This is a genomic window from Luteimonas sp. gir, from assembly GCF_037198055.1.
GTDB classification, from domain to species: domain Bacteria; phylum Pseudomonadota; class Gammaproteobacteria; order Xanthomonadales; family Xanthomonadaceae; genus Luteimonas; species Luteimonas citri_A.
Genome location: NZ_JBBAXQ010000011.1, coordinates 142356 through 151299 on the forward strand (window position 1 = coordinate 142356; position 8944 = coordinate 151299).

Annotated in this window: 9 protein-coding genes and 1 tRNA gene; 3 read left to right on the forward strand and 7 right to left on the reverse strand. The window is 69.1% G+C overall.

The features are described from left to right. Positions 1 to 62: 62 nt before the first annotated feature. Positions 63 to 138, reverse strand: a tRNA-Ala gene (locus WAF18_RS14040). A gap of 13 nt (positions 139 to 151) precedes the next feature. Then, positions 152 to 1282 (reverse strand): ribonuclease D, encoded by a 1131-nt coding sequence (gene rnd, locus WAF18_RS14045; RefSeq protein WP_337245654.1) that lies wholly within the window; start codon positions 1280 to 1282, stop codon positions 152 to 154. Positions 1283 to 1390: 108 nt separating this feature from the next. Here rnd and WAF18_RS14050 point away from each other — a divergent pair, with 108 nt between their 5' ends. After that, positions 1391 to 3223, forward strand: a complete 1833-nt coding sequence (locus tag WAF18_RS14050) for a formylglycine-generating enzyme family protein (protein ID WP_337245655.1) — start codon at positions 1391 to 1393, stop codon at positions 3221 to 3223. Between the two features lie 33 nt (positions 3224 to 3256). Further along, positions 3257 to 4168, forward strand: a complete 912-nt coding sequence (locus WAF18_RS14055; RefSeq protein ID WP_337245656.1) for a M48 family metallopeptidase — start codon at positions 3257 to 3259, stop codon at positions 4166 to 4168. 18 nt (positions 4169 to 4186) lie between these two features. On the opposite strand, the gene phbB (WAF18_RS14060) is transcribed toward WAF18_RS14055, so the two are convergent. The 4 genes from phbB (WAF18_RS14060) to gluQRS all read right to left on the reverse strand — a co-directional run bounded on the left by phbB (WAF18_RS14060) (position 4187) and on the right by gluQRS (position 7302). Beyond that, the gene (gene phbB / locus WAF18_RS14060; protein WP_337245657.1) at positions 4187 to 4930 is read right to left on the reverse strand and encodes an acetoacetyl-CoA reductase; all 744 of its coding nucleotides are present in this window, start codon (positions 4928 to 4930) and stop codon (positions 4187 to 4189) included. A gap of 43 nt (positions 4931 to 4973) precedes the next feature. Beyond that, positions 4974 to 5447 (reverse strand): polyhydroxyalkanoate synthesis repressor PhaR, encoded by a 474-nt coding sequence (gene phaR / locus WAF18_RS14065; RefSeq protein WP_183427118.1) that lies wholly within the window; start codon positions 5445 to 5447, stop codon positions 4974 to 4976. Positions 5448 to 5598: 151 nt separating this feature from the next. After that, complete coding sequence (phbB, locus tag WAF18_RS14070; protein ID WP_337245658.1) at positions 5599 to 6339, reverse strand: acetoacetyl-CoA reductase; 741 nt, start codon at positions 6337 to 6339, stop codon at positions 5599 to 5601. Between the two features lie 54 nt (positions 6340 to 6393). Then, entirely contained in the window at positions 6394 to 7302 is a 909-nt protein-coding gene (gene gluQRS / locus WAF18_RS14075) for a tRNA glutamyl-Q(34) synthetase GluQRS (protein ID WP_337245659.1), read from the reverse strand. Between the two features lie 148 nt (positions 7303 to 7450). Between gluQRS and htpX the strand changes: the two genes are divergently transcribed. Continuing rightward, positions 7451 to 8356, forward strand: coding sequence for a protease HtpX (gene htpX / locus WAF18_RS14080; protein WP_047135836.1), 906 nt, complete (start codon positions 7451 to 7453; stop codon positions 8354 to 8356). Positions 8357 to 8667: 311 nt separating this feature from the next. Here the strand turns inward: htpX and WAF18_RS14085 are convergent. Beyond that, the coding region (locus WAF18_RS14085; protein ID WP_337245660.1) for a hypothetical protein at positions 8668 to 8944 on the reverse strand (277 nt) is incomplete at its 5' end.

Genomic DNA, 8944 nt, shown 5'->3' on the forward strand with positions numbered 1-8944 from the left:
CACAACGACGAAGGGTTGGACGGCGAACCGTCCAACCCTTCGTTTTCGAACCGGGAATGACTTGGTGGAGCGGAGGAGGATCGAACTCCCGACCTTCGCATTGCGAACGCGACGCTCTCCCAGCTGAGCTACCGCCCCACGATGAGCGCAATTATACGGAGCGTTCGACCAACCCGCCAGCCTTTTCTAGCAACGGTGCGAGCGTGGGTTCGAGCTGGGCGCGGCGCCAGCCCGACAGCGCGCCGGGCCAGTCGGCGCCTTCGACCAGCGCTTCGAGCCACTTGCGCGAGGCGAGCACGCCGTCGGGCAAGCCGAGCTCGGCACTGCGCGCGGCCACCGCCTGTTGCAGTTGCTTCAGGCGCTTGCGGTCGGGCTCTTCGGCGCGCGCGATCGGCGCCTCGGCCTCGTCGGGCAGTTCGGTGACCAGCGCGTCCCAGATCGCGGCACCGAGTTTGCGCGGGGCCTTGGGATGGGCGTCGAGCCGGCGCTGCAGCGCGGCCGGATCGGCCGGCGGATCGCGTGCGAGCAGCGTGGCCAGTTCGTTGTCGAGGATCCAACTGCGCGGCCGGTCGTGGCTGCGGGCGTACTGCTCGCGCCAGCGCAACAGGCGCAACAAGCGGCGCTGCGCGTCGGCGTCGAGGAACAGGCCGGTGCGTCCGCCCAGTTGCGGCCAGCGCTCGCCCTCCATGTTGCCGGCCGTCGCGACCAGCCGCGCGCAGTCCTCCTCCAGCCAGGCCTCGCGGCCGAGCACCGCGATCTTCGCGGCCAGCGTTTCGTGCAGTGCGAACAGGTGCTCGACATCGTCGGCGGCGTATTCGAGCTGGGTCGGCGACAGCGGCCGCCGCAGCCAATCCGAGCGGGTTTCGCCCTTGGGCAGTGCGATACCGAGCGTGTCCTGCACCAGCCGCTGGTAGCCCATCCCTGAGCCGGTGCCGGCCAGGGCCGCGGCGATCTGGGTGTCGAACAGCGGCGCCGGCGCCACGCCGCAGGCATGGCCCAGCGCGACCAGGTCCTCGCTGGCGCTGTGCATGATCTTGACGATGGTCGGGTCGGCCAGCAGCGGGCGCAACGCGTCGAGCATGCCGGGAATCAGCGGATCGACCAGCAGCACATCGATGCCGCCATCGTCGCGTTCGAGCGCGACCTGCACCAGGGCCAGCTGGGGCCAGAACGTCCGCTCGCGGATGAATTCGGTGTCGAGCCCGACGCGGGCGGATGCCGCCTGGAGTCGGGACTGGAGAGTCGCCGGATCGTCGATCCAGCATGCAGGGGAAGAAGGCATGCGCGACAGCCTAACGGCGGCATGCGGGAGCGGCAATCGTGAAGCCGGCGCATCGTCGCCCCGGCTGTGATCGATTAATCTGACGCGATGCGGTCATGGGAGCCAGCGTTGCGCGCAGTCGTCGTGGTCGGAGTGCTGGGCGCGTTGCTGCTGCTGGGCAGCGGCTGCGACGGCGACACCCGCAGCGAAAAGGCCTGGGGCGGCGACGGCAGCGTGACCATCAGCGGCGACGACCGGATCGCCGGCGAGCTCAACTGGCAGCCGCCATTGGTTGCGATTTCCCCCGAAGCGGCGGACGAGGCCCGCACGCGCGCGGCCGATGCCCTGGCCGCCGACGACCTGTACGCGACCGTCGATTCGGCGATCCCGCTGTATCTGGCCCTGCAGCAACTGCCCGGCCAGGAGCGCGCCGCGCGGACCGGGCTGCGTCGGGCGCAGGCCCGGCTGCTCGTACTGGGCGATCGCGCGTTGGACGAGGCCGACAACCGCGATTCGATCGCCGGCCTGCGCGCCGCGCACGAGTTCGCCGCGGTCGCGCGTTATCTCGCCGCCGACGACGAGGCCGTGGTCCGGTATCTGGAACGCGTCGACGAGAGCGATCGGCTGTGGGACCTCAACCGCGAGGCCGAGCGCGCGCTCGCCGCCGGCGAACTGGGCGAGGAGGGCGGCGGCGCACTGGCCGGCTTCCGCGAGGCGGCGGCGTTGCGCCCCGGCCAGCCGCGTGCGTTGCAAGGGCTGGCCGCGGTCGAGAGCGCGCTGATCCGGCGCGCCGAGGACGCCGGCACGCAAGGCGATTTCCGCACCGCCGCGCGTTGGTTGGCCTATGCCACGACTGTCCGGCCCGGGTTTGCGACCGTGCCCGATGCCGAGCGGCGCATCGCGCACATGCGCGCAGTGCGCATCCAGCGGCTGCGCGATGCCGGCGTCGAGGCGCTGCCGAAGATCAACGGCGTGGCGACCGCGCGCGCGCGGCTGGCCGAGATCCTGGCGATCGCCTCGCCCGGCGATCCGGTGGCGCTGGATCTGCGCGAGCGCATCGACCGGGCGGTCCACTACGGCGACTTCCGGCCCGGTCAGGTGTTCACCGATGCGCTGGAAGGCGGTGCGCGCGGGCCGCAGCTGGTCGTGCTGCCGCACGGCGGTTTCATGATGGGTGCGCTGCCCGGCGACGAGACTGCCGACGACAACGAAAAGCCGCGCCATGCAGTCCGGTTCGAGCGCGGCTTCGCGATGGGCGTGCGTGAAGTGAGCGTCGGCGAATTCCGTCGCTTCATCGAGGCGACCGGTTACCAGACCCGGGCCATGCGCCGCGGTTTCTCGATGGTCTACGACGAACGCACCGGCAACTTCCTGCGCCGCAGCAACGTCGACTGGCGCTCGGACTACGTCGGCCGTCCGGCCGGCGACACCATGCCGGTGCTGCATGTCAGCGCCAAGGACGCGCAAGCCTATGTCGACTGGCTGTCGGCGCAGAGCGGGCAGCGCTACCGGCTGCCGAGCGAGGCCGAGTTCGAATACGCCTATCGCGCCGGCACCAGCGAGCGCTGGCCCTGGGGCGAGGGCACGCCACCGCCCGAGGCCGGCAATGTCACCGGCGCACTCGACCGCTCACCGTCGGGGCGGACCTGGGGCAATGCATTTCCCAGTTACGGAGACGGGTACTGGGGCCCGGCCCCGGTGGCCAGCTTCCCGCCCAATCGTTGGGGCGTATACGACCTGGCCGGCAATGTCAGCGAGTGGATGGCCGATTGCTGGCATGCGACCTACCGCCGGGCGCCGGAGGACGGCTCGGCCTGGGTCAATCCAGGCTGCCGCGACCAGGTGATCCGGGGCGGCTCGTGGGCAAGCTCGCCGGCGCAGACCCGGGCCAGCTGGCGGGCACTCGCCTCCGTCGACACGACCAATGCCAGAATCGGCTTCCGCGTCGTCCGCGACCTTTGACCGCCGCCGGTCCTGCCGGCACTGGAGAACGAGATGAGACAGGATCCCTTCGGTCGCGGCCGGCAGCAGCCCGGCCGTGCGCCGCGTCGTGGCTTCAACCTGCGGTGGGTAATCCTGCTGCTGTTCGGGCTCTACGGCGCGTACTACTACATCTCCAACCGCTCGGTCGATCCGGTCACCGGCGAGACGGTGCTGATCGACCGCGGCCTGAGCGTCGACGACGAGAAGGCACTCGGTCTGCAGGCCTACCAGGAGATCCTGGGCCAGGAGCGGGCGGTGGCGCCCGACAGCCCGGTCGCCCGCGACGTGCGTGCGATCGCCGACCGGCTGATCGCCAAGGTCGGTGTGGTCGAGGCCGAGCTGGCGCGCGAGAACGGGCTGGCGCCGACGCGCTTCTCCGAGACCTTCGACTGGGAGGTCAATGTCATCGAGTCCGACCAGGCCAACGCCTTCTGCCTGCCCGGCGGCAAGATGGCGGTCTACACAGGACTGGTGCCGGTGGCGCAGACCACCGATGCGATGGCGGTGGTGATGGGCCACGAGATCGCGCACGCGCTGTTGCGCCACGGCGCCCAGCGCATGGCCCAGCAGCGGCTGACCCAGATCGGCCAGACCGCCGGCGCGATGAGCGGCATGGATCCCCAGCAACAGCAGATGGTCATGGCGGCGATGGGCTATGGCTATCTGTTGCCTTATGCGCGCAAGCACGAGACCGAAGCCGATGCGGTCGGGCTGATGCTTGCTGCGGCGGCGTGCTTCGATCCGCGCGAAGCGGTGCCGTTATGGCAGCGCATGGGCGAGGCCAGCGGCGGGCAGGCGCCGCCGGAGTTCTCCTCGACCCATCCCAATCCCGGCACCCGCATCCAGACCCTGGAAGCGCTGATGCCCAAGGCGCTCGAGTACCGCGCGAAGTTCTGCGAGGACGCGCAGACCGCCGCGCGCTGAGCGCGCGGCCGGGCGGTTTCAGAAGCTCATGAACAAGCCGCCGTTGACCGGCAGGTTGACGCCGGTGATGTAGCCGGCGTCGTCGGCCGCAAGGAATGCGACCGCGCGGGCGATGTCGTCGGGCTGGCCGACACGGCCCACCGGCACGCTGGCGACAGTGCGCGCCAGCACCTCGGGCGGCATCGCCGCGGTCATCGGCGTGGCGACGTAGCCGGGCGACAGGCTGTTGACGGTGACGCCCTTGGCCGCGACCTCGCGTGCGAGCGACATCGTGAAGCCATGCAGGCCGGCCTTGGCCGCGGCATAGTTGGTCTGGCCGAAATTGCCGGTCTGGCCGCTGACCGAACCGATGTTGACGATGCGCCCGAAGCCGCGCGTCGCCATGCCCTCGACCGCGTGACGGCAGAGGTTGAACACGCTGCCCAGATCGATGTGCAGCACCTCGTCCCACTGCGCACGCGTCATCTTGCGCAGGGTGGCATCGCGGGTGATGCCGGCGGCATTGACCAGGATATCGAGCCGGCCATGCTGTGCCTCGATGTCGGCGACCGCCGCCGCGCAGGCGTCGAAGTCGCCGACATCGAGCGCCAGCGTCTCGACCTGCGGCGCCGCTGGATCGCGGCCGGTCTCGAGCCGCGCAGGATCGCGCGCCAGGTCGGCAGCGATCACGCGGTAGCCATCGGCGGCCAGGCGCATGCAGATCGCGCGGCCGATCCCGCCCAGGCCGCCGGTGACCAGCGCGATCCGAGGCGACGCGCTCATGCGAACGGGCGCCCGCTCGGGCACGGACACGACGCGCGCCGGATCAACGGCCGCGCTTGTCGCCCGGGCGGTCGGTGTGGACGCCGCCGGTCATGGTCTTCTGGAATTCCTTCCACATTTCCAGATTGCGCTCGGTGAGCTGGTTCATCATCGCCCACGGCGTCTGCCCGAGCAGGCCGCCCATCTGCTGGCGGAACTGCTGCTGCTGGTCCAGGAAGACCTGCATCGAGCGTTCCAGGTAGCTGCCCATGAACCCCTGCATCGAATCGCCGTAGAAGCGGATGATCTGGCTCAGCAGTTGGGTCGAGAGCACCGGCTCGCCGTCCGACTCCTGGTCGGAGATGATCTGCAGCAGGACCGAGCGGGTCAGGTCCTCGCCGCTCTTGGCGTCGCGCACCTCGAAGTTCTCGCCGTCGACGATGAGTTGGCGCACGTCCTCGATGGTGATGTAGCTGGAGATTTCCGTATCGTAGAGCCGACGGTTCGGGTACTTCTTGATGATGCGCGTGGCGCCCATGAAGCCGGTACTCAAGTCTTTGATGCCGCGCAGCATGGCGCAGCGGGGAAGGGGGCGCAACTGGAACAAGGCATGAATGCGGCCGGCCGCAATGCGCCGCAGACCGTCCGCCGCGGTATGGACACGGGATGCGAGCGCAGCCCGCCGCCCCTCACCACCCCATGTGGTGGCCGCCGTTGATGTCGAGGTTGGAGCCGGTGATCCACGACGCTTCCTCGGCCACCAGGAAGTTCACCGCATAGGCGATCTCCTCCGGGCGCCCCAGCCGGCCGGTCGGGATGTCGGCGGCGATCTTGGCGCGGACCTCCTCGGGCACCGCCATCACCATGTCGGTGGCGACGTAGCCGGGCGAGACCGTGTTGACGGTGATGCCGAGCTTGGCGTTCTCGCGCGCCAGCGAAATCGTGAAGCCATGCATGCCGGCCTTGGCGGCGGCATAGTTGGCCTGGCCGTACTGGCCCTTGAGGCCGTTGATCGAGCTGATCTGGATGATCCGGCCCCACTTGCGCTCGCGCATGCCCTCGATCACCGGGCGGGTGACGTTGTAGACCGAGTTGAGATTGGTGTTGATGACGTCCTGCCACTGCAGCGCATGCATCTTGTGGAACGTGCCATCGCGGGTGATGCCGGCGTTGTTGATCAGGATGTCGATGGGCCCGAGCTGGGACTCGACCTCGCGCACCATGCGCTCGGCCTCGACGTGGTCGGACACATCCCCGGCCGCGATCGCGACCTCGTAGCCGGCCTCGCGCAGCTGTCGTTGCCAGGCCTGCGCCTTTTCGGCGTTGCGGTAATTGGTGGCGACGCGATAGCCGCTGTCGGCCAGACGCCTGACGATGGCCGTGCCGATACCGCCGGTGCCGCCGGTGACCAATGCCACGCGTGCGCTCATTGCCGCCCTCCCGTTGCGATGCAGGCGTCGCCCCCATGGCGACGACAAGCCAGTCTAGCCATGACGCGGAGCGCGTCCAGTGTGCGATGCACCAACCGGATCGGCGATCGGAATACGCGCCGGATCGAAGCACTCGAGCGCGTCTGCATGCCAGGCCGGCACGCTGTCGGCGGTGAGCGGCGATTGCCCCAATGCCTGCCAGGCTACGCGCAACGCGGGCAGGGGATCGGCCGGGTCGGGCGCTTGCGCACCGAGGGACTTGGACAGCTTGCGCCCGTCGGCATCGCGCAGCAGCGGCAGGTGCGCATGGCGCGGGGTGGGCAGTCCGAGCCGTCGCTGGAGCAGGATCTGCCGCGGCGTGGAATCGAGCAGATCGGCGCCGCGGACCACCTCGGTGATGCCCTGATCGGCATCGTCGACGACCACCGCCAACTGGTACGCCCACATCCCGTCGGCCCGCCGCAGCACGAAGTCGCCGACCTCCGCCCACAGGTCCTGCTCGATCCGGCCGCGCAGTCCATCGTCGAAGGCGATCCGCGCGCCCGGCGGCACGCGCAGGCGGATCGCAGGATCCGGGCGCGGGCGGGTGGCGACACAACGTCCGCGATGGATCCCGCCGGCGGCTGCCAGCGCGCTGCGGCTGCAGTGGCAGACGAACGCGTGGCCGTCGGCCAGCAGCCGGTCGAGCGCCGACTGGTACAGGGTGTCACGCGTGCTCTGGCGCACGACCTCGCCGTCCCAGTCCAGGCCGCAGGCGCGTAGCATCGCCAACTGCGCGTCGGCGGCGCCGGCGACCTCGCGTGGCCGGTCGACATCCTCGATCCGCACCCGCCACTGCCCGCCGCTGCGGCGGGCCATCAGCCAACTGCCAAGCGCGGCGACCAGCGAGCCGGCATGCAGCGGGCCGGTCGGAGAGGGCGCGAAGCGGCCGCAGGATCTGGAGGCGGGGGAAAGGGCCGACATCGCGCCGGAACTGTCTCGAACATGAACTGTCACGGGGCGCACACTGTGGCATCGCCGCCCGTGAATTGAAATCATGGGCATGCGTGCGCAGATTCTTCGCACTCATTCCCATCCCGCCAGACGCAGGCAGACCTTCAAAAGGCCCCCGATGCTCAAGCGCTACGCCCTTCTCATCGCCACCAACTTCGCCGTGCTGGCCCTGGTCAGCATCGTCATGGCCGTTCTCGGCATCAATCCATCGACTTACGCCGGCTTGCTGGTGTTCGCCGCCCTGTTCGGGTTCGGCGGCGCGTTCTTCACGCTGGCGATCTCCAAGTGGTCGGCCAAGCGCTTCACCGGCGCGCAGGTGATCACCGAACCGCGCAACGAGGCCGAGCGCTGGCTGCTGACGACCGTGCAGCGCCAGGCGCAGATGGCCGGCATCGGCATGCCCGAGGTCGCGATCTACGACGCACCGGAGATCAACGCATTCGCCACCGGCGCCCGGCGCGACGCGTCGCTGGTCGCGGTGTCGACCGGCCTGCTGCGTGCGATGACGCGCGAGGAGGCCGAGGCGGTGCTGGCGCACGAGGTCAGCCACGTCGCCAATGGCGACATGGTGACGATGACGCTGCTGCAGGGCGTACTCAACACCTTCGTGATCTTCCTGGCCCGTGTGGTCGGCCGGGCGATCGACGGCTACCTGAGCGGCGGCCGCGATAACGGCGGTGGCGGCATTGCCTATTTCGCGATCGTGTTCGTGCTCGACATGATCTTCGGCCTGTTCGCGTCGATGATCGCGATGTGGTTCTCGCGCCATCGAGAGTTCCGCGCCGACGCCGGCGGCGCCCAACTGGCAGGTCGCGAGAAGATGATCGCCGCGCTCGAGCGGCTGGCGCAGACCTACGGCGAGAGCACGCTGCCCAAGCAGGTCGCGGCGTTCGGCATCAGCGGTGGCGTCGGCGGCGGCCTGAAGCGCCTGCTGATGAGCCACCCGCCGCTCGAGGAGCGCATCACCGCGCTGCGCAATGCCAACCTCGACGGCAGCAGCGTCCGGCAGGGTGTCGTGGCCTAAGCGTCATTTTCTAGTGGAACGAAAAGCCCGCCTCTTCGGCGGGCTTTTTCTTGGCTTTCTCTTCAGATGAGAGGGGCTACTGAGAGCCATCTTCGGATGGGCATCGGCCTATCGGCCGGAAGCCGCTCTCCCCTCGGCAAGGCATCCTGCCTTGACTCGGGCGCGCGCCATCCATGGCGCGCTTGGCGCGGCCACCGGCCGCCAGTCCGCTGCTGAAAACGTTCTCAACTTGCCTTTGTTTAGGTGCAGAGCCGCCCTCTCGAAGAAATCGTGGGCTGCCGAGTTCGACGCCTTGTTGCGATAGCGGAGCATCAGTAAGCGAGATGCTTTGCGGAGCACCGCTGTGCAGTTTCGATCCACCATGGGCGACTGTGAGCTTTTCCCGAGACATGCCGCGCACTCCAGCGTACTTTGCTGAAGTTCACCGAACAGTAAAGCAGAGTTGGCTGGCCGAGTCTGTAAACCATCCTGGCCGTCGGAGCGCGCGCTTCAATCGAAGCCAGTTTTCGAACGATGTCGGCAGCGGACTGACGGCCGGAGGCCGCGTCGAGCGCGCCATGGATGGCGCGCGCCCGAGTCACGGCAGGA